The following is a 19,743-nucleotide window of genomic DNA, read 5'->3' as shown; positions in this document are numbered from 1 at the left end:
CCCCCCCATCCAACGCACAAAACTTTATCTCTTTTTCACTATCTTGCTGTAGAAAACAAATGCGACACACTACATGCTGCAGCACCACACCCTGCGCCCGAAACAGGCGCTGAACAAAGCTTACCTCAGGCTTAAAACATCACGCACTGAAATTGAAAAGTTTAAGCAGGCGCTCACAGCATTGCTGGATAGTATAAACCTGCAGGAAACCGAGGAGCATGCCAAAAACCACTTGCGCGATTTTCTGCGGTTGACGTTTTATGATAAGTATGGCGTAAACACAAAAGGCAAAACCGACCTGGTAATACACACCGGCAGCAGCACCAAAACCAACGCCGGCGTGCTGCTGGAGGTGAAGCGGCCAACCAACAAAGCCGACATGCCCACCACCGGCAACCTCAACTACAAAGCCACCCACGAGCTGCTGCTCTACTACCTGCGCGAGCGGCTGGAGCATAAGAACCACGACATGCGCCACCTGATTGTTACCAGCGTGCACGAGTGGTTTGTGTTTGATGCCCTGGAGTTTGACAGGCTGTTTTTCAGAAACGCCCAGCTGAAGAAAGACTTTACCGACTGGAGCGCCGGGCGCAAGGCCAGCGGCAGCACCGATTTCTTCTACAAAGAGATAGCCGCGCCTTACATAGCCAACCTCTCCGAAACCATAGCTTATACTTACTTTAACCTGAAGGACTACGAGAAGCCGCTGCGCAACAAAGACCCCAAAGACGATGTGAAGCTGGTGGCCCTGTACAAGCTGCTCTCGCCGGCGCATCTGCTCAAAGAGCCGTTTGCCAACGATGCCAACTCCCTGGACCGCGATTTTTACCTGGAGCTGCTGCACATTATCGGGTTGGAGGAAGTGAAGGAGGGTGGCCGCAAGCTTATCCGCAGAAAAGAGAAGGCAAACCACGGCTCGCTGCTGGAGGCGGCTTACCAGAAACTGCGCTCCGAAGACCTACTCTCGGGCCTGGACAACCCCTACAGCTTTGGCAGCAACCGCGAGGAGCAGCTGTTTAACGTGGCGCTGGAGCTGTGCATTACCTGGATGAACCGCGTGCTGTTCCTGAAGCTGCTGGAGGCGCAGCTTATCAGCTACCACCACGGCGACAAGAAGTATGGCTTTATGGACACAGCCAACCTGCGCGAGTTCGACGACCTGAACGAGCTGTTTTTTGATGTGCTGGCCGAACGGCCCGAAAACCGCAGCGCCAGCGTTAAAAGCAAGTATAACCACATCCCGTACCTCAACTCCTCGCTGTTTGAGACAACGGCGCTGGAGAAACGCACGCTGCGCATATCCAACCTGAAAGACCGCAACCTGCTGCCGCTGTACCCGCAAACCGTGTTCCGGCGCACGCTTGGCAAAGAGTTTACCTCTAAGCACCCGGAGCTGCACACGCTGGAGTACCTGCTGCGCTTTCTGGGCAGCTACGACTTCGGGGCAGAGGGCAAGGAGGAGATACAGGAGGAGAACAAAACCCTGATCACGGCCTCGGTGCTGGGGCTGATCTTCGAGAAAATAAACGGCTACCGCGACGGCTCCTTCTACACGCCCGGCTTTATTACCATGTACATGAGCCGCGAAGCCATACGCCGCGCGGTGGTGGAGCTCTTTAACCAAACGTACAGCTGGAGCGCCCAAAGCTTTGAGGAGCTGCAGTTTAAGCTGCAGTACACGCCGGAGCGGGTGCGGGAGTACAACCAACTTATCAACAGCCTGCGCATCTGCGACCCGGCCGTGGGCTCGGGGCATTACCTGGTGAGCGCCCTGAACGAGCTGATCGTGGTAAAGCATGACCTGCGCCTTTTAACCAACCGCCAGGACAGGCCGCTGCACTACGGAAGTATAGAAGTGCAGAACGATGAGCTGATTGTAACCGACAACCACGGCGAGCCTTTCAGCTATACGGTAACGGAGCACCCCGACGGCCACCGAAGTATAAACCCGCAGGTGCAGGAGTTGCAGGAGGCCCTTTTCCACGAGAAGCAGACCATTATCGAGAACTGCCTTTTCGGGGTGGATATTAATCCGAACTCCGTTAAGATTTGCCGCCTGCGCCTCTGGATAGAACTGCTCAAAAACGCTTATTACACCGCCCCTGAAAGTATAAGCAGCGAACTGGCAAGCACCGTGTGTTATACCGGCGCCAGCGGCTTGCGCGAGGGCTTTGAGGCGGAGGTAAGCACTGGCAAGTATACCCAGCTGCAGACGCTGCCCAACATCGACATCAACATAAAGCAAGGCAACTCGCTGCTGAGCCGCTACCTGCTCTCCGCCGACCTGAAAGAGGCTTTCGGCAAGAAGGGCCACAGTTTGCAGGCGTACCGCGAGGCCGTTTACAAGTATAAGCACACCAACTCCAAAGCGGACAAAAAGCAGCTGGAGGTTTTTTTGGAGGAGATAAAGCAAGGCTTTAAAACCACGCTGGCCAACAACGACCCGCTCCGTAAGAAAATGGCCGACCTGCGCGGCCAGATCTCAGTCATGCAGAACCCGGACCTGTTCGGGGCTAAAAAGGTAGACAAAAAGCAGCTGCAGCAAAAACAGAAGCAACTGCAGAAGCTGGAGGACGAGCGCGAGCAGATCGAGGCAAACAAAGTATACGAGGGTGCCTTTGAGTGGCGATTCGAGTTTCCGGAGGTGCTGGACGAGGAAGGAAAGTATAAAGGCTTTGATGTGGTGCTGGGTAACCCGCCCTACATACGCCAGGAGGAGCTGGGCAGCTTTAAACTATACTTGCAGAAAGCCTTTAGCACCTACGCGGGCACTGCCGACTTATATGTATACTTTGTGGAGCAAGGACTGGAGCTGCTGCGCGAGGGCGGGCAGTTTAGCTACATACTACCTAACAAGTGGATGCGTGCCGGTTACGGGCAGGCGCTGAGAGCATGGCTGCAGCAGTACACCTTAATGGAGCTGCTGGACTTCGGCGATCTGCCTGTGTTTGAAGAAGCCACCACTTACCCGCTCATACTTGCCGTGGCAAAGTATATACCCGAGGCTGGCTATACTTTTGAGGCCGCAGGTATAAATACGCTGAAGTTCGAGCAGGGGCTGGAGGCATACGTGCAGCAACACAAGTATGAAGTGCAGGCCGAACTATTGCCAAACTCCGGCTGGACGCTCTCCGACAGCACCGCACAGCAACTGCTGGAGAAACTCAAAAACACCGGCACGCCGCTGGGCGAGTATGTAGAAGGGAAAATTTATTACGGCATCAAAACTGGTTTAAACGAGGCTTTTGTGATTGATGAAGCCACCAAAGATCGCCTCATTGCCGAAGACCCGCGAAGTGCAGAAATCATCAAACCGTTTCTGGCTGGCCGTGATGTGAAGCGGTATCAGCCGCCGAAACATGGAAAGTACATATTATTTATACCTTGGCATTTCCCGCTGCATAAAGACAATTTAATTTCTGGAGCTTCAGAAGTTGCTGAGGTCGCTTTTAGAGAAGAGTTTCCTGCTGTGTATACTTATCTACTAAGTTTTAAAGAACAACTCAGTAATCGTAATAAGTCAGAAACCGGTATAAGATATGAATGGTATGCCCTTCAAAGATGTGCAGCTTCGTATTTTGAGGAGTATTCAAAACCTAAAATAATACTTCCTTCAATTGTAAAGGAGGGTTCTTATACTTATGATACAGAAGGCTTTTATTCTAATGATAAGACTTCAATTATAGTTTGGGATGAATTATATTTATTAGGATTACTAAATTCTAAGGCGGTAGATTATTTTCTTAAATCAATCTCATCAACAAAACAGAATGGCTACTTTGAGTACAAACCAGTTTATGTTTCTCAACTCCCTATCGCCACACCAGACGAAGAAACGAAAGCAAGTATAACGCAGCTGGTGGAGCAGATACTACGAATAAAACAAGCCGATGCCGCTGCCGATACGTCGGGGCTGGAGGCGGAGATAGATGTGCTGGTGTACCGCCTCTACCACCTCACCTACGACGAAGTACTGCTGGTAGACCCCAACTTCAGCCTTGCCCGCGAGGCCTACGCCCCGGCCGCCATAACCGAAGCATAAAACTATTAGCTATGATAAACTTAGAAAAGCTGCCCCTGCAGGAGGAGGCAAAGCAACAGATCAGGCTGCACCGCGACAAACTGCTGGCCGTAACCGGCGTAAAAGTGGATATTCTGGAAATAAACCCCGAGGTTATTAAAGTGCGTGTAGTGCAGCAGGAGCTGAAGAACGGCTATCTGCTAAACCAGCGGCAGTTGCGAAGAAGGGCAGTACAACTGTTAATGCCTCTCATGAGCGGCCAACACAAAGTTCACTATGTCATCTTAACCTTTAAACCAGATTTCGGGGCCGTTACCGCAGACTGGCTCAACCAAAAAATGGCCGAGTTCAAGCTGTCTCGTAACGACCTCATCAAGCAGACAGGCATAGAACGGGAAGCGTTAAGCAAGATAATGGCCGGTGCCCAACTGCCCACGCAGCAGCAGCAAGCGGTGCTATACTATTACATCATGGTATATGAGTTAAACCGCGATGTAAGGGAATTTATGGAAGAAAGCGCATAAACTGCCTTTACCTATAGCAGCAGCAACTTATAAAGCAACCCAAAATCGAGCAGCAGGCCTATTCTAACGATTTGTAGGACTGCTGTTCGGCTTTGTCGCGGGCTTTAACGGCTTTTTTCTCCAGGCTTATACTTTTCTTGGCCTCTTTAGCCGCCTTGCGTGCCTCCTTGTATTCTCTTTTCGATCTGTCGTAATCGTCTTGCGCTATTTTCAGGGCTCGCTCATGCTCCTTAAGTCTGGCCTTCGTAATTTTCTCCCTCGACGAGCGGTTTTCATAAACCGAGTCAGCTTTGTGCATGCGCTTTATGTCCTGGGCCTTGCGCAGCGCCACTTTATCAGCGGGGCTGTCTTGCGCTTGCGCCACAGTGCCGCCTCCCGCCATTACAAACAGAAAGGCAAGCATAACCAGAAGTATCATTAAATTTTTCATGATGGTAGGTGCTTGGTATACTTATGTATACGAGTATATGAGCCTGTAAGTGTCTGTATATTAATATATTGCAAGTGGTGGGGCTTTGTTGGATGCATTGATAGCAGATTATTTCTGAAACCTTTAGCCTATATTACCTGTCCGGCAGCAACCCGACACCAGATCAGCCTCAGCATCTTGTTCATTTAACAATTCTGTAAGAATTACGAAGTATAAATTTACTGCATCGGCCAATTTAAAGTATACTATAGTATATGATTTAATAAAGACTTATTAGAGTGATTTCCGTAAAACCGTATAAGATACTTACTTATCAATTTACAAAAGGCTATGTAGATGCTGGAGTTAAAAGCGGTGCTGGACAAAGACTTCGTCACGATTCGCTATAGCGCAGAACAAAAGCTAATCCGGAATGAGTGGAGGGGAGTAATACCCAGTGTGGAGTTACGGGCAGCCATGATCTACTCCTGCGAGTTTATACTGGCAAACAAGGTAGAGCTGATTCTGGCGGATTTTACCTTGATGTGCGCCCCCACGCTGGAAGACCAGGTATGGATAGCCAACCACACCGCAGCTCTGCTGCAGCACAGCAACCTAAAGCGCGTGGCCAATTTAATGGCGCAGGATCTTTTTCAGCAAATCGCGGTGCAAGCCATTTACGATATGGCCTCAGAAATACCGCTGCCCTGCGAGTCCAGAGATTTTGTGACGGAAGAAGATGCGCTGGAATGGCTGTTCTCGCCGTAGCGCTGCACCTTTGCCCTCTGCAACATCCCGAAGTATAAAAAAGAGCCTGTTTGTAAAAACAGGCTCTTTAAATGTATAGCTGCTGGTTTAGTGCTTTAGTTATCTTTTTCCAGCTCTGCTTCAGCGTCCACGGTTTTGGTTCTGGTAGTGGTGTCGTACTCTACCACCGTTTCAGTTACTTCGTATTCCGTTGCCACGGAGTCGCGGTCTACAACAACCCTGTTGTCCTCCTCGGCTTCCAGGGTGCTTGTATTGTCTGTACTTTCACAAGCCGTCATGCCCAAAGCAGCGACAGCAACAACACCAGCAAAAAATATCTTTTTCATAGTTATATTCTTTAGTAAAACATAGTTTGAAACAAAACAGCCGCATAGCTGTTTGCATCAGCTACCCCTACATACGGAAAAAGAGATATAAAAGGTATAAGCCGCCCCATTTTCAGGGGGGAGGAGCATAAAAGTTGTATCTGATGCCGCTGTTACACTTCACTTTATCATTTCTTTTTACCGCCTGCTTTTTCTACTCCAGGTGCCCCTGCAGCTTACGCAGTACAACTATTTGCCCCAGGTGGTAAGCGTTATGCTCAGCAACCAGCATGGCCTCTCGCAGCAAGTTTTGCCCCTGGCCGTGCGGTATAGGCGCAAAAAGGTCGTTGTTTGTGTCCTGCACCAGTTGCACCAGTGCTTCCAGGTCTTTTTGCAGGGCTGATAAAGTATGGTTTAGCACCTCCTGGCTGGGTGGTGCGGCGTGCGCAGGCCAGTAATCATCAGGCCAGTCAGGTTCCTGGTAGTTCGGGTTGCGGCAGAAATCCAGGATGTCGTGCTGTGCAAATCTCAGGTGGTCGAGCAGTTGCCAGATGGTGTAGGGCTGGTTCTCTATTTTCTGCCCGGCCTCCTGCAGGGTCAGTCCCTCCAACAGCTCCTCTCTTGTCCGGAAGGCTTGTCCGCTGCGCATGAGCTTTACCAGCTGCTGCCTCAGTTCTTCATCGTGCTTCATGGGGATGTGGCTTACAAAGTAAATCATACTTGCCGCAGGCAAATCGGGTTGTGTGGCAGGGGCAGCTGTAAGCAGGTATTTCTGTTTTGATGATCGGGTAGTTTAAAAACCACGTAAGAATTCTGGCTTTTACTTAATTTTAGAGTTCAGTACTTTTATCTGTGAGGGCATGATCATCACCCATACCATCTTGTGCCTATGGCAATAAGTACTGCCGTAAAGTATAAAGCCGCTGAAAATTAAGTATAAAGCCGCTCCTTCTAAACTTAGACTTATTTATAATACAACCTTTATGCGACCATACATACTTGCAGAAACCAACTGGAAAGCCCTGAAAGAGCAGGAGGTGGAGCTGGCGGTGCTGCCCTGGGGTGCCACCGAAGCCCACAATTACCACCTGCCTTACGCCACCGATAACATAGAGGCCGATGCCATTGCGGCTGCGGCTGCTAAAGTTGCCTGGGAAAAAGGCACCAAGGTAATGGTGCTGCCAACCATTCCGTTTGGCGTAAACACCGGCCAGGCCGATATTAAGCTCGATATCAACCTGAACCCAAGTACGCAGTTGGCTATTTTAGATGATATTATAGCCGTTTTGAGCCGCCAGGGCATTAAAAAACTGCTGGTGCTGAACAGCCACGGCGGCAACGATTTTAAACCGATGCTGCGCGAGCTTGGCCTTCGCTACCCCGACATGTTTCTGGTTAGTTGCTTCTGGTTTAATGCCGTGGACCGCAAGCAGTTTTTCGACACGCCCGGCGACCATGCCGATGAAATGGAAACCAGCCTGCTGCTGCACCTGCGCCCTGACCTGGTGCTGCCGCTGCAGGAGGCAGGGGAGGGCAAAGAGCGCAAGTCCAAGATCAAAGGCATACGCGAGGGCTGGGCCTGGTCAGAAAGGCAATGGTCTATGGTAACTGCCGACACAGGCATCGGAAACCCGAAGGCAGCCACAGCAGCAAAAGGCAAAGCCTTTCTGGAAGCCGCTGCCGAGCAGATAGCCGGCTTGCTCTCTGATATAGCTGACATAAACGTACAGGAGCGGTATACTGCTTAGAGTACAGCGCTAAAAACAAAAAGCCTTACACCACGGTGTAAGGCTTTCTAGCTTGATAACTTTGTATCTTTAAACTATGCGCGTTTAACGTTAACGGCGTTTAGTCCTCTTTTTCCTTCTTTCAATTCGAATGTTACATCGTCATTCTCTCTGATTTCGTCGATTAAGCCAGTAACATGCACAAAGTACTCCTGATCTGAACTCTCGTCCTTAATGAAGCCAAAACCTTTTTCTCCATTAAAGAATTTTACTTTTCCTCTATTCATAATTTTTTTTATTGTAGAACTAAGACGTTTACATCTGTAAAAGTGTTCAAAAAATTTTAAAAAAATAAATTTTTTCAAAAAATATTAAAAATTAGCTGTTTTATCCTTCATTTCATTCGGGTGGCAGGAGTGTATTGCTACAGGTGGCAGCTCTATCGCGTTGCAAAGTACAGAGCTACAGTAGTTCCAGAATATTAGATAGTATAAAAGAGCGTTAAGCTGTATCTTCGTATACTTATTTGATTATGCTCATGAAAATAAAACTACTGGCGCCACTTTTCGCCCTGCTGCTGCTTGCCGGCTGCGCAGAAGATGAAACTAATGTGGTGGAACCTACCCCAGAACCTGAAAACCTTTGTTACCTACAGGAGCAAACAACTACATCCCAAAATGGTGTTAGCACCCTGCGCTATACTTATAATGAGCTAAACCAGGTAATCCGGACGGAGCAGTATGAGCAGGAGGTGCTGGTGGCGATACGTACTTACACTTACACTGCAGCTGGTAAATTGGCAGAAGAGCGGCTACTGAAGCCAGACGGGCAGGAGGAAGTATCTTTTACTGAGTACAGCTACAACCAAGAGGGCCTGCTGTCTAAGTATGAGGTAAAGCAGCAGGTGCCCGGTTTAGAAGCAGTGCATCGTTTAGCTGCCTTCAAAGCGGTTTACGATATGCAGAACCGCCTTACCTCCGCCACCGACTATTTATACCTGAATAACAAAGAGCAGTCTAACGGCTCCCTTAAACAGACTTATAAAACCAATAAACCTGTTTCAGCTACTGTGGTTACAGCAGACGCAAGCACTTACACTGCTACTTTTGTGCAAGACTCCAGCCGCGCGCCTCTTTCAGCAGTTCAGCAGTATTTACACCGCAGGCCGGGCATTGCTTATCCAAGCATCAACAATATCACCGCCTTTAACGCAACCTCCGATGGTGAGGCAGTGGCAGATATAAGTTATACTGTAACCTATGAGCGCAACGAGCAGGGATACCCTGTATCTGCCACTAAAATCTTTAACAATACGGCTGAAGAGAAAACCACTTATACGTATAGCTGCCCCTGATTTAGCTGCTTAAAGTGAAGGCACAATTAAAGCGGTGGGAGATGCATCAAAACTCCAGAAGGAAGTATAGTTATGCGGCCAGGCCGGGCTTAAAAAGCAAGGGCAGCTCTTGGTTAGGAGCTGCCCTTGCTTTTATATCATATTTCAGCTTACAGAAGCTTGTTCAATCTGTCCTTCAGGCCTGAAGAGGCTTCTACCAGTGGCAGCCTTACCTGGGCAGAGCACACGCCAAAACGTTCCAGCACAGCTTTTACGCCTACTGGGTTGCTCTCTTCATACATTAGCGGGTTGATATCAACAAAACTAAGCATCACCGCAGCAGCGTCTTTGTAGTTGCCGTCCAGGGCCATACGCACCATGTTGCTAAACTTGCCCGGGAAAGCGTTGGCCAGCACAGAAATAACGCCCACTGCTCCAAAACTGGTCATAGGTACAGTCAGCAGGTCGTCGCCGCTGATCAGCATGAAACCCTCTGGCTTATGCTTGGCAATGTACATGCACTGCTCCAGGTTGCCGGAGGCTTCTTTTATACCGATGATCTTGTCGTGGCCGGCTAATTTTACAGTAGTATCGGGAGCGATATTGCTGCCGGTTCTGCCCGGTACATTATACAGCAATACAGGCACCGGAGAGGCGTTGGCTACATGCACGTAGTGCTGGTAAATGCCCTGCTGCGATGGTTTGTTATAGTATGGGCTCGCCGAAAGTATAGCCGTAATTCCGTCCAGGTCTGTTGCGGCAATGGTATCAATTACGTGCTGCGTGTTGTTGCCGCCAAGGCCGTAAACCAGTGGCACCCGTCCGTTTACCTGCTGCTTCACAAGCTGCAGTATCTTTGCTTTTTCTTCTGCTGTTGTTGTTACAGATTCTGCCGTCGTACCGTTTATGACCAGGTAATCTACGCCGCCATCCAGCACAAAGTCCAGTAGCTTACGCAGCGCCTCATAATCTACTGCAGCATCCTTGGTGAAAGGTGTAACCAAAGCTACACCTGTACCTCTTAGTTTATCTTGAATCATCATGTTGCCTTATAAAGTGCAAAGTTCGAACTATGTAACGGTTTCTGCAAATATCGTGTCAGGTATCTCTTTGTAAGGCAGCGGGAAGTATAGCCATTGCTTCTATACTTTAGATGATGAGGCAGGTCGGCTGCGGCCAAAGTATAAAATGTTGCTTTCAGCAGCTCAGTAAAGCGCACGTTTATACTTACCGGCCTCTAAACTCTTTACTGAATATTATTCTCCTCCACCCACTTCAAAAATGCTTCTTTGTATACTTCCCCAATCGGAATTTCCTTGTTTCCGAGGCGGATGCGGCTTTTCTCGATGCTGTCTATCTTTTGCAGCGATACGATAAAGGAGCGGTGCACGCGCAGGAATTTGGTGTCGGGCAGCTTTTCCATCATCTTGTTCATCGAGAGCAGTGTAATGATCTTCTGCTCTTTTGTCTGGATGATGATATAGTCCTTCAGCCCCTCGATCCAGAGTATATCTTTAAAATCAACCCGGATGGTTTTATAGTCGGCCTTTACAAACATGAAATCATGCTCTGCTGCTGGGGGCTGTGCAACCGGAGCTTCGGTGGCTTTACTGCCGGTGCGCTGCAGCCTTTCCTGCGCCTTGGTAACGGCTTTCAGAAACCTATCGAAGGGGATGGGCTTGAGCAGGTAATCCACGGCATCCTGGTTAAAACCTTCCAGGGCATAATCTGGGTAAGCGGTGGTGAAAATGATGAGCGGCTGATGCTTGAGAATGTTCAGAAACTGAATTCCGGTCAACTCGGGCATCTCAATGTCCAGAAACATAAGGTCAATCTGCTCTTCCTGCAGCACCTGCATGGCCTCTGTGGCGCTGGAGCAGGTTTTTACAAGTTTCAGGTAAGGCAGTTTACTGGTGTAGCTCTCAATTATGTCGAGGGCCAGCGGTTCATCGTCAACGGCAAGGCAGCGGATAGTCATAGTTTATTTTGTTTTAGGCTTAAAGTATAGTTTCAGGGTGGCGTAAAAAGTACCTCCTTTCTCCTCAAATATGAGTTCGTGGCGCTTGTTGTAAAGCAGGTTCAGTCGGCGCTTCAGGTTTTCTAAGCCAATGCCGCCAAACTCCCGCTTTTTATGCTGGCTGGTGTTGTTGATCGTGCTAAAAAGCAGGGCGTCCTCCTGCACCACCAGGTTCAGTATAATACCCACTTCATTGCGGCTCACCAAGCCATGCTTAAACGCATTCTCTACTAAGGTCATCAGCAGCATAGGCGCTATTTGCTTGCCCTCCAGGTCGCCCTGAATATTGAATTTTATACTTGTCTGCTCGCGGAGGCGAAGCTTCTGCAAAGCTATAAAATTATGGATATGGTCTACCTCTTTTTCGAGGCTTACCAAGGCATCGTTGCTCTCATACAGCATGTAGCGCATCAGCAGCGAAAGTTTCATGATGGCATCCGGCGTTTCGGGGTGCTGCTTATAGGCCAGCGAGTAAATGTTGTTGAGGGTATTAAACAAAAAGTGCGGGTTCACCTGCGATTTGAGGAAAGCCAGCTCGGCGGTAAGCTTCTGTGTTTCCAGTTCTTTGTTGCGCCGCTCGTTGCGGATATAATTACCGGTTACTTTAAGTGCCGATGAGATAAACACCAGCACAAGCCCACCCATAATGTACTGCAGAATCCGCTCACTGCTATAGAGCTGGTTCATGTCGCGGTTAAAATCCCGGAACAAGTAAAAGTCCAGCGGCGCGCGCAGCACAGCAATGGCCAGCAGCGTGGTTAGTACAGCGGCAATGTACAGCAGTATGCGGTTACGGGCTAAGTATCTGGATATTAAAACATACCAGTTAAAGTAAAAGAGAAAGATGTTGATGAGCATGCCCACCAACACATCCATCACTTTACCGAAAGAAAGCGTGCTGTTGCCATACAGAAAGTAAAACACCCAGGCACCAAAAAGCATCCAGGCCGCTACGTGCAAAGCCACGGTATACCTTTTTTTAACCGTAACTTCGGGTAGCACTATACTTGTTTTTGGCAAAGATTTAAGGCTCATAAATCCGAATAGCAACCACCGGAGAGTCAGTTCTACTTTATACTTTCCGGAGTCTTGTTTTAGTTTAAAGATAAGCAAAGTATAGCATTTTAGTGCAGCCACAGTATTTCTCTATACCAACCGGCCTCTTGTAGCTATTAAATCTATATTTTAAAAGACTAATGCCTTCAGTCGCATATATGTATACTTAGAAGCTGTTAAGAGATTTTTATAGGGCCTACACCCGCCATTGTTGTTTTTTTTCACCAGCAATCAAAATGCAAATGCTGTTAATCTTGCTGGTGAAAACATGCAGAGTGTAGTATTAATAAACTCTAAACAGGCTCTTAGTCTAGAGTTTTTGTGGGTTGGTATATTCTATTTTCGGAAGGCTAAAATAATTGCTTCTTTGTACATGTACCTCACCAACCCGCCACTATGAAACCATGTATTATCGAAACGCACGGCCTTAGCTACAGCTTCGGCAAGCGGCAGGTGCTGCAAAACCTGGAGCTGCGTGTGCCGCAGGGCGCAATATTTGGTTTTCTGGGGCCGAACGGAGCCGGAAAATCAACCACCATCCGGATTCTGCTCGGGCTGCTGCCGGTGCCTGAAGGGCAGGTGCTGGTGCACGGGCAGGACCTGAAGTATAACCGCCTCGACATCCTTCACCGTACTGGCGCACTTATCGAAATGCCATCGCTCTACCGTCACCTTTCTGGCCATGATAACCTGGAGATGCACCGCCGTATGGTACGGGCACCTAAAAGCAGGATTTCTGAAGTGCTGCAGATTGTGGGCCTGGCAGCGGACGCGCACCGCAAAACAAAGGAGTACTCCCTCGGGATGAGCCAACGCTTGGGTATAGCACTGGCATTACTCGCAGATCCTGAACTTCTGATTTTAGATGAGCCGACCAATGGCCTGGACCCGAGTGGTATTAGGGAGGTGCGGGAACTGATTATCCGGTTAAATCAGGCTTACGGTAAAACAATTTTCTTGTCGAGCCACTTGCTGTCCGAGATTGAGAAGTGCGCCACAGAGCTGGCTATTATCGACAAAGGAGAAACGCTGTATCAGGGTAGTTTGCAGCAGCTTTATGAGGGCGCTTTTCAGAGCAATGTGCTGCACCTGGAAACAAGCAACAACGCCATTGCCCACAAACTTCTGTCTGATCACCAATACCAGCTTTTGCCTCACTCAGACGATGTGTTGGCTGTGCAGGTGCAGGATAAACAGCAGGTAGCCACATTGAACCGCTTTTTAGTGGTAAATGGCCTGGAAGTGTACAGGCTCAGCACCCACACCCAAAACCTGGAAGAGCTGTTTTTGAACATCACTAACAGAGAAGCAGAAAAACATATACATTCTTCTAAACTATGAGCAGCCTGATATACTACCGCAGCAGCCTGAGCGCTGAGGCGCTTAAACTAAAAAACACCTTTTCGCTATGGCTGGCTATACTTGCGCCTTGTGCCCTGGTAAGTATGTATGTTCTTGCTTTCTGGTCGAAAGGGGAGCATTTGCTACGGGAGGGAGCCAACCCCTGGTATGCATTTGCGATGCAGATTTTCGGGATTTATACCATTCTGCTGATGCCTATTTTTATTGCTTTGCTAACCAGCCTCACCAACGGCATCGAGCATAAATCCAATGGCTGGAAACATCTCTACAGCCTGCCGCTACCCAAAAGCTCTATTTATGCAGCCAAGGCTACTACAGTTATAGGCTTGGTTTTACTAAGCAATCTCATTTTTGTGTGCGCTTATTTAGCGGGAGGGTTGTTTTTGTCGGTAGTGCGGCCTGAGTTGGGCTTTGAGCAAATGGTCGGACTGGAGGCCGTTTATGTCACTGTTGTTAAAATGCTGTTGGCCACGTTTATGATCATTGCCATCCAGTTTTGGCTAAGCATGCGCTGGAGTAGTTTTGCTTTAAGTATGGGTGTAGGCATTGTGGCCATTGTAACTGTCATGGTGGCTATGCGCTGGGAACATATTCATTACTACCCATTTGCCTATCCGTTTGTGAGTATCCGCCAATTTGCTGCCGGCAAAGAGGTCATTAGGGTATTTACCCAGGAGGTAGTGCTGAGTTTGGGAGGCGGCTTGCTTGTATTTATACTTGGCTACTTTGATATTGCTCGAAAGCGCATTTCCTAATAGCGTGTTTGTTGTTTGTTTGCTAAAAAAGCGGCGCTGAGTCTTCAGTGCCGCTTTTTATTATAAGTATGGTTTAGGGTGTGCAGCAGACGGTGCTTATTATAAATAGGCCTTTGCTCTCGCGCACATCATGGCTCACACCTTATTCAAATGAAAAAAGAATATATTATTTGATCATCGCTAAAAACTCATCTTCAGAGAGCATTTTTACACCCAGCTTCTCCGCCTTTTCCAGTTTGGATGGTCCCATTTTATCGCCGGCCACCAGGTAAGAGAGCTTTTTTGAGATTGAGCTTACTACCTTACCGCCATGGCTTACGATAAGCTGCTGCAGCTCTTCGCGGCTCACACTTTCAAACACACCTGAAATGACAAATGTTTGGCTTTCCAGTTTGTCGCTCTGGATTTCTGGTGCGGTTCTTTCAGATTTAAACTTCAGTCCGGCTGCTTTAAGGCGCTCCACCAGCTGCACATGGTCCGGATCCTGGAAGTAGGCAATAATCGACTGGGCAATGCGGTCTCCAATCTCGTTTATGGCGATGAGTTCTTCGTAGGTAGCCCCTCGCAGCGCCTCCAGATCCGGGAGCTCCTCAGCCAGTTTTTTAGCTACGGTACTGCCCACAAACCGAATACCCAGCGCAAAAAGCACGCGCTCAAACGGCGTTTCCTTAGACTTATCCAAGCTTTTAAGAATATTACTGGCAGATTTCTCACCCATACGCTCCAGCGGCACAAGCTGCTCTAAAGTCAGGTCGTAGAGGTCGGCTGCGTTGCGTACATAGCCAGCAAGGTAAAGCTGCACCAGCGTTTTAGGGCCAAGTTCATCCACGTTCATGGCTTTGCGGGCAATAAAGTGCTCCAGCTTCGCCAATATCTGGGGTTCACAGCCTTTCTCGTTAGGGCAGTAAAACTGTGCTTCGCCTTCTGTTCGCACTAATTCGGTGCCGCAGGCAGGGCAATGGGTTGGATAAAGTATGGGCTGGCTCTCGGCTGGGCGCTTTTCAAAATCTACTCCCGTAATTTTGGGAATGATTTCTCCACCTTTTTCCACAAAAACGGTATCGCCCAGGCGCAGGTCCAGGCGCTGCATCTCGTTGGCATTATGTACAGAGGCGCGTTTTACCACTGTTCCGGCTAAAGCCACTTTCTGAAGTATGGCCACTGGCGTAACAGCTCCCGTGCGACCTACCTGGTATTCTATATCGAGCAGTTTGGTAGATGCGTTTTCCGCTGCGTACTTGTAGGCGATAGCCCAGCGAGGGCTTTTGGCTGTAAAACCAAGCTCTTCCTGCAGCGCATAGCTGTTTACCTTTACAACCACACCATCTGTAGCAATTGGAAGTTCGGTGCGTCTGGTTTCCCACTCGTTTATATACGCCATCACATCATCTATATTGCCGCACTTACGCCAGGTATCAGACACCTTAAATCCCCACTTCTGTATCGCTTGCAGGCTCTCAGAATGAGTTTCGTAAGGGCTGTTTTCCGTATGGAAGCTGTAAGAAAAGCAACCAAGTTTCCGGTTGGCTACCACTGAGGAATCTTGCTGTTTTAAGGTGCCGGAGGTGGCGTTGCGCGGGTTGGCCAGTAGTTGCTCTCCGGTTTCTTCACGTTCGGCATTTAGCTGCTCAAACACCTGAAGCGGCATAAACACCTCGCCCCGCACCTCAAACAGTTCCGGATAGTTTTTGCCATGTGCCTGTAAAGGTATATCCCGGATGGTGCGCACATTTGCTGTAATATTATCGCCTCTTGTGCCGTCGCCGCGCGTTGCACCTTGCACAAATTTTCCGTTCTCGTATGTAAGGCTGATGGCTACGCCGTCAAACTTCTGCTCACAGACATACTCTACTTCATCGCCTACAATTTTGCGCACACGCTTATCAAATTCTCTTAGGTCTTCCTCAGAGTAGGTGTTGCTGAGCGAGAGCATTGGCCATTTATGAAAAACCGTTTCGAAATTCTTTGTAACAGTGCCCCCCACGCGCTGGGTAGGAGAGTGGGGCAACCGCAGTTCCGGATGTTTAGATTCCAGTTCTTCCAGGCGCTTCAGCATTTGGTCGAATTCTAAGTCTGACACCTCCGAAACGCTGTTTTGGTAATATTGGTAATTCAGGTGATTTATCTTCGCTATCAGCTCCTCTATCTCCAGGGCCGGGTCTTGTGCTGTTGCCATTGTTCGTGATTTATACTTCCTGTAAAAATAGGGAAAATGTCTGAATCTTCTCAAGGGCCCCTACCCCCAGGATTTACAGGATTAGAATAGATAGGCAGGATGAAATAGAATTATACTTTTTGGCTGGCGCAATATCCGTTTTGAGATAGGAGTACAACTTAAAGTATAAACTTAGCTTCCTTGAGAAGGAAACCTATACGACACCGAATGTAAGGGAATATTAAAACACAAGCGGGCGCTTGCGCCAAGGTATGAAAATAAAACATCAACGATAAGCCTGTAAGCCGGGTTCTGTCGCTCCGCCCAAAGGCGCGCGTCTTATCATTTATCTAGGCCTGCACTCACGCACAGGCTCCATCGACCTACCCACTGACATCGGACGAGCAGCCCTTAGCCCCACCGAAGCGGGGCACTGTCAGCCTATTTGGTCTTTCAACTCCTAAGGTTTACCCAGCCGGACTGGTCACCCAGCCGCTGGTGCGCTCTTACCGCACCTTTTCACCCTTACCAGCACAAGGCTGGCGGTTATTTTCTGTGGCACTGGCTGTATCCTGCTCGCGCAGGACCCTTCCCGTTAGGAAGTAAGATGCTCTGTGTTGCCCGGACTTTCCTCTCCCCCGAAGGGCAGCGATAAGACGGCTTACCGTTGATACTTTATTCTAATGCAAAGATAGGTATAAATCCGCACCAACGGTGCGGATTTAAGTTAGAAGGTTGGGAAGTTAGAAGGTTAAAATTTAACTCTAATACTTAAACCTCAACTCCCTAACTCTTTAACGCTCTAGCTTATAAACTTACTTAAGTCTTACAAGTGTGGCGCCGTAGCCAAATTTTTCTTTGCGGGCATCTTCGTAGAACTTGATGCCTTGGGTGCGACTTAGGATTTTCTGCAGCTCCTTGCGCAGTACGCCATTGCCAGCGCCATGTATAAACACGATTTCGTGCATGTTTGTTGCCATAGCCCTGTCCAGTGCATCCTGAAAACGCTCTAACTGAAGTTTCAGCATCGCATTGTTGCTCATGCCGCTGTGGTCGTCCACCAACTTCTCGATGTGGAGGTCTACTTCGTGCTCTGGGGCCGTAAGCTTATAGTTCTCACTTTTCTCTACGGCCTCCGCAAGCTGTTCCTTTATCTTATCCGGGTTAACGGTCACAGGCTTCTGGTCTAGCTGAAACAGGTAAGCCTCTTTATTAAGAACAGGAGCCGTACGCTTGCTCTTGTAGAAAGAGCTTGCTTTAAACTGCACACGCTTTACAACAGGCTCAAAAATGGAGGGGCTGCCGTTGCGGTGCTGAATGAATTGAATTAAGAGGTTTGGCCATTTCTCAAACTCCTTTAGGTGATAATGCGTGATAGTACGGGTTGCTTTTGGGGCCAACTTGTCGTTTTGCAGTCCACGGTAGTTTTTCTCTCGCTCTTCGCCGCTTGTAAATAGCAAATCGTAATCAGAGTTATTTATTACCGTTACAGCCAGCAGTTCCTCAGACTGGTGCACCAATGCCAGGTAAACACCTTGTGCAGCTAGAACAGGGGCAACAGGTTCTTTCCTTTTGGATGGCTGTATTATAGTTTCATCCTGTTGCATGTACTTCTGCTCCTCGGCGGCAATCACTACCACTTCGCGGCGGGCAACAGGTATGGTAAAATCATTGTCGATGGCTACCTCCACCAGGTTATTATCTAAAAGGCGCGTAATAATGCCTTCTTCTCTGCCGGACATCAGGCGCACACGGTCTCCTACGTTCATGTTTTGTTTGTTTTAATTTGTCGGTCTATGGCTTATAATAAGCAAAGTCCTTCGATCTTCTTTAGCAAAGATACGAATCTTTGGGCAGGGGAGGCGGCTTTAAAAGTATAGCGGGTGCAGTTTCAACCCGTCTTTGCGGTTGAATTCCAGTGCGGGAGCTGGTATTTTAATTATGCTCAACACATAGAGTGCGGTGTTCCATACTTTGCTTTTGCCTTTAAAGTGCATCAGGTTCAGGTCGGGGCTAATGTAAAACTGGCGATGCGCATCTAAGCCGGCTGCAGCATTTGTTTCCGGGTCGTTGAACACCATCTCCTGAGCGCCATAGCCGACGGCTAAGTTCAGCCACTTCGGATATTTAGTTTTCTCATTCAGAAAAGCCCCTACATCTACTGAAAGCCAATAGGTTTGCCCGTTATAATCTTTCAGAGCCTGCTCAGCTAAACTACTTCCCAGAACATTAGGGCGCATATCAGCAAAACGGGTAGTATGAAAAGAGAATTTCGGCATGATACGGACCTCTTGCCAAGCCAGTTCCTGTGCCACTACAGCCGCAGAGCCAACGGTGTTGGCCAGTAAATCACCTACCGATGCGCCATAATCAGCCTGGTAACCATCAAATACCTCGATAGGAGTTTGCAGCAAAATACCTGTGAGTCCTCCGAGAATTATGGCTTTTTTTTCAGGAACTCCAGCCCAGCGCAGCATGTCTATTCCGGCACGGCTTTGATGAAAAGCCCCCCAGAAGTGACCTACTTTATCTACCTGTTTCCACTGTTTATTATCGTTGAACCAATGAAAATCGGTGCGCTCTTCTTCGGTGTACCAGGCTTGGTTAAGCGAGATCAGCAACGAAGTATAACCCACCGCAAAGGTGGAGCCCAGCATCAGCAAGCGCTTATTATTTACTTCTGTTGTGTCCGTTGCTGCCTGTGCCATACTTTGCCGCGGCAGGCAGAGTAGCAAAAGTAGCAGGTATAGCATGTGTCGCAGGCGCATGGGGCAAAGATAGGGGATATTTGGTATAAGTAAGATTAGCTGTCTTAGGATGATTTGGGACTTCATACTTGCTTCTGCTATACTTTCATAGCTCCTGTATCTCTTAACGTGTGCCAGGTCATCTTTTCTAGCCGCTGTTCATCCACGGCTATACCAGCTGCTTATTTCATCTCTGGCTTTGGATCCCTACCCCCACGGAAAGACTAGGAATCATTTCGAAGCCACAGCTGACGGGGCTTCAACAAAATTCCCCGCCTTGTTTTGGGGGTAGGAGCCCTCTATTAAAGGGGAGGGCCGGGGCGGGGTAAAAGTCCCCCGCCTCAGCCTAGTGAGAATGGGAGTTCGAACTAGCGAGCGTAGCTCTGAGGGGTTAGGGGTGGTTGGATTACCAAGGCTGACGGAGCTTGTCCAAAGTTCCCCTTCAAATTTGGCAGGGGAGATGAAATCGTGACCGCGCAATTCTCCGTAAGTATGTGGCAGCGGTGGACTTACCCAGTGCTGCAGAAAACCCTGTCCATCCACTAATCCTGCAAATCCTGATTC

At 48.7% G+C, this 19,743-nt stretch carries 17 protein-coding genes and 1 other RNA gene; 7 read left to right on the top strand and 11 right to left on the bottom strand.

Annotation, left to right across the window (positions count from 1 at the left end; genetic code table 11):
- The first annotated feature begins 73 nt into the window (after positions 1 to 73).
- Together Q1B04_RS07825 and Q1B04_RS07820 are read left to right on the top strand one after the other, a co-directional pair.
- Positions 74 to 4,042, top strand: a complete 3,969-nt coding sequence (locus tag Q1B04_RS07825) for a TaqI-like C-terminal specificity domain-containing protein (protein WP_299757690.1) — start codon at positions 74 to 76, stop codon at positions 4,040 to 4,042.
- Between the two features lie 11 nt (positions 4,043 to 4,053).
- Complete coding sequence (locus Q1B04_RS07820) at positions 4,054 to 4,545, top strand: hypothetical protein (RefSeq protein WP_299757687.1); 492 nt, start codon at positions 4,054 to 4,056, stop codon at positions 4,543 to 4,545.
- A 58-nt stretch (positions 4,546 to 4,603) separates the two neighbouring features.
- On the opposite strand, the gene Q1B04_RS07815 is transcribed toward Q1B04_RS07820, so the two are convergent.
- The gene (locus tag Q1B04_RS07815) at positions 4,604 to 4,975 is read right to left on the bottom strand and encodes a hypothetical protein (RefSeq protein WP_299757685.1); all 372 of its coding nucleotides are present in this window, start codon (positions 4,973 to 4,975) and stop codon (positions 4,604 to 4,606) included.
- A gap of 336 nt (positions 4,976 to 5,311) precedes the next feature.
- On the opposite strand from Q1B04_RS07815, the gene Q1B04_RS07810 reads away from it, so the two are divergent.
- Complete coding sequence (locus Q1B04_RS07810; RefSeq protein ID WP_299757682.1) at positions 5,312 to 5,722, top strand: hypothetical protein; 411 nt, start codon at positions 5,312 to 5,314, stop codon at positions 5,720 to 5,722.
- A 95-nt stretch (positions 5,723 to 5,817) separates the two neighbouring features.
- On the opposite strand, the gene Q1B04_RS07805 is transcribed toward Q1B04_RS07810, so the two are convergent.
- Both Q1B04_RS07805 and Q1B04_RS07800 read right to left on the bottom strand, forming a co-directional pair.
- Positions 5,818 to 6,048, bottom strand: a complete 231-nt coding sequence (locus tag Q1B04_RS07805) for a hypothetical protein (RefSeq protein WP_299757680.1) — start codon at positions 6,046 to 6,048, stop codon at positions 5,818 to 5,820.
- 193 nt (positions 6,049 to 6,241) lie between these two features.
- Complete coding sequence (locus Q1B04_RS07800) at positions 6,242 to 6,718, bottom strand: DinB family protein (RefSeq protein ID WP_299757678.1); 477 nt, start codon at positions 6,716 to 6,718, stop codon at positions 6,242 to 6,244.
- Positions 6,719 to 7,010: 292 nt separating this feature from the next.
- Here Q1B04_RS07800 and Q1B04_RS07795 point away from each other — a divergent pair, with 292 nt between their 5' ends.
- Positions 7,011 to 7,775 (top strand): creatininase family protein, encoded by a 765-nt coding sequence (locus Q1B04_RS07795; RefSeq protein ID WP_299757676.1) that lies wholly within the window; start codon positions 7,011 to 7,013, stop codon positions 7,773 to 7,775.
- A 74-nt stretch (positions 7,776 to 7,849) separates the two neighbouring features.
- Here the strand turns inward: Q1B04_RS07795 and Q1B04_RS07790 are convergent, their stop codons facing one another.
- Positions 7,850 to 8,041, bottom strand: coding sequence for a cold-shock protein (locus Q1B04_RS07790; protein WP_299757673.1), 192 nt, complete (start codon positions 8,039 to 8,041; stop codon positions 7,850 to 7,852).
- A 251-nt stretch (positions 8,042 to 8,292) separates the two neighbouring features.
- Between Q1B04_RS07790 and Q1B04_RS07785 the strand changes: the two genes are divergently transcribed.
- Positions 8,293 to 9,108, top strand: coding sequence for a hypothetical protein (locus Q1B04_RS07785; RefSeq protein ID WP_299757670.1), 816 nt, complete (start codon positions 8,293 to 8,295; stop codon positions 9,106 to 9,108).
- Between the two features lie 149 nt (positions 9,109 to 9,257).
- Here Q1B04_RS07785 and dapA read toward each other — a convergent pair whose 3' ends face one another.
- From dapA to Q1B04_RS07770, 3 genes are all read right to left on the bottom strand, one after another.
- Complete coding sequence (dapA, locus tag Q1B04_RS07780) at positions 9,258 to 10,127, bottom strand: 4-hydroxy-tetrahydrodipicolinate synthase (protein WP_299757755.1); 870 nt, start codon at positions 10,125 to 10,127, stop codon at positions 9,258 to 9,260.
- Positions 10,128 to 10,333: 206 nt separating this feature from the next.
- On the bottom strand, positions 10,334 to 11,065 hold the full coding sequence (locus Q1B04_RS07775; RefSeq protein WP_299757667.1) for a response regulator transcription factor: 732 nt from the start codon (positions 11,063 to 11,065) through the stop codon (positions 10,334 to 10,336).
- A gap of 3 nt (positions 11,066 to 11,068) precedes the next feature.
- Positions 11,069 to 12,241, bottom strand: coding sequence for a sensor histidine kinase (locus tag Q1B04_RS07770; protein ID WP_299757664.1), 1,173 nt, complete (start codon positions 12,239 to 12,241; stop codon positions 11,069 to 11,071).
- 315 nt (positions 12,242 to 12,556) lie between these two features.
- Here Q1B04_RS07770 and Q1B04_RS07765 point away from each other — a divergent pair, with 315 nt between their 5' ends.
- Both Q1B04_RS07765 and Q1B04_RS07760 read left to right on the top strand, forming a co-directional pair.
- Positions 12,557 to 13,501, top strand: coding sequence for an ABC transporter ATP-binding protein (locus Q1B04_RS07765; protein ID WP_299757661.1), 945 nt, complete (start codon positions 12,557 to 12,559; stop codon positions 13,499 to 13,501).
- Positions 13,498 to 14,277: an ABC transporter permease gene (locus Q1B04_RS07760; protein ID WP_299757659.1), complete on the top strand. Its 780-nt coding sequence runs from the start codon at positions 13,498 to 13,500 to the stop codon at positions 14,275 to 14,277. The genes Q1B04_RS07765 and Q1B04_RS07760 overlap by 4 nt, the downstream gene beginning before the upstream one ends.
- A gap of 166 nt (positions 14,278 to 14,443) precedes the next feature.
- On the opposite strand, the gene ligA is transcribed toward Q1B04_RS07760, so the two are convergent.
- The 4 genes from ligA to Q1B04_RS07740 all read right to left on the bottom strand — a co-directional run bounded on the left by ligA (position 14,444) and on the right by Q1B04_RS07740 (position 19,140).
- Positions 14,444 to 16,453 carry an NAD-dependent DNA ligase LigA gene (ligA, locus tag Q1B04_RS07755; RefSeq protein ID WP_299757656.1) on the bottom strand — a complete coding sequence of 670 codons (2,010 nt, stop codon included), beginning with the start codon at positions 16,451 to 16,453 and terminating at the stop codon, positions 14,444 to 14,446.
- A 264-nt stretch (positions 16,454 to 16,717) separates the two neighbouring features.
- An RNA gene (gene rnpB, locus Q1B04_RS07750) (RNase P RNA component class A) lies at positions 16,718 to 17,100 on the bottom strand.
- 147 nt (positions 17,101 to 17,247) lie between these two features.
- Positions 17,248 to 18,201 carry a DUF2027 domain-containing protein gene (locus tag Q1B04_RS07745; protein ID WP_299757653.1) on the bottom strand — a complete coding sequence of 318 codons (954 nt, stop codon included), beginning with the start codon at positions 18,199 to 18,201 and terminating at the stop codon, positions 17,248 to 17,250.
- A gap of 99 nt (positions 18,202 to 18,300) precedes the next feature.
- On the bottom strand, positions 18,301 to 19,140 hold the full coding sequence (locus Q1B04_RS07740) for a DUF2279 domain-containing protein (RefSeq protein WP_299757649.1): 840 nt from the start codon (positions 19,138 to 19,140) through the stop codon (positions 18,301 to 18,303).
- Positions 19,141 to 19,743 lie beyond the last annotated feature (603 nt).

Source organism: uncultured Pontibacter sp., from assembly GCF_947495565.1.
In the GTDB taxonomy this organism is placed as follows: domain Bacteria; phylum Bacteroidota; class Bacteroidia; order Cytophagales; family Hymenobacteraceae; genus Pontibacter.
The sequence above is the reverse complement of the archived record's forward strand: the minus strand, read 5'-3'. Positions and strand labels throughout refer to the sequence as shown.